The 866-nt window shown below is 72.7% G+C and carries 1 protein-coding gene; it reads left to right on the top strand.

Annotation, left to right across the window (positions count from 1 at the left end):
- The coding region (locus QET40_RS00360; RefSeq protein WP_345783034.1) for a hypothetical protein at nucleotides 1–866 on the top strand (866 nt) is incomplete at both ends.

Genomic DNA, 866 nt, shown 5'->3' with positions numbered 1-866 from the left:
GCATCACCCTGCCCGGCAGCGACTCGGAACCCCTCACCGTCAAATACCTCAGCGGACAGAAGGGAACCACCCTCGCCATCGACAGCGACGGGACGGGCACCGCCCGCGTCCGCTTCTACAACGACCGTGACAAGGACGGGGAACTCGTCGACTCCGTCCTCGCCGGCAACCTCACCGCCGGGGAACACACCGCCCTCTCCAAGACCGGTGAAGCCACCCTCACCATCGGGGGCACCGCCACCCTCGGCGGCAGCCTCACCGTCGAAGAAGGCGGCATCGCCCTGACCCGCGTCGGAGCCGCCCACTCCATCGCCGCCCTCACCGTCGGCGACGGAGACGCGCAAGCCGCCACCTTCACCCTCTCCGGACAGGGAGCCTCGGCCGCCGTCGGCACCCTCTCCATCGGCCGGGACGGCACCCTCGCCCTCACCGGCGCCAAGTCCGTCCTCGAAGCCGGCGCCCTGGACAAAGCCTCCGGCTCCATCCTCCTGGGCGGAGACTCCACCCTGAAACTCGCCTCCGGCGCCGCCATCGCCGGCACCGTCAAGGCCCTCGGCGGCGCGGCGGGATCGGGTACCCTCGAACTCGGGGCGGGCACCACCACCCTCACCGCCGCGGGAGCCCTCGACGGCATCGCCCTGGTCACCGGGGAAGCCACCCGCCTCGTCCTCGACACCCCGGACACCTCCGCCACCCTCACCGCCTGGAACGGCCTGGGCACCCTCGCCGGGGAAGGAAACCTCACCCTCACCGGGAAAGCCTCCTACGCCGGCACCCTCGCCGACTTCGGCGGCACCCTCGCCGCCTCCGGCAGGGACGCCTCCCTCACCCTCGCGGGCACCGGCAGCAAGGCGGCCGCCCTCGCC

It is taken from the genome of Akkermansia sp. N21169 (genome assembly GCF_029854675.1).
In the GTDB taxonomy this organism is placed as follows: domain Bacteria; phylum Verrucomicrobiota; class Verrucomicrobiia; order Verrucomicrobiales; family Akkermansiaceae; genus Akkermansia.
Note: the sequence above shows the minus strand (reverse complement) of the source record. Positions and strands in the feature narration are given on the sequence as shown.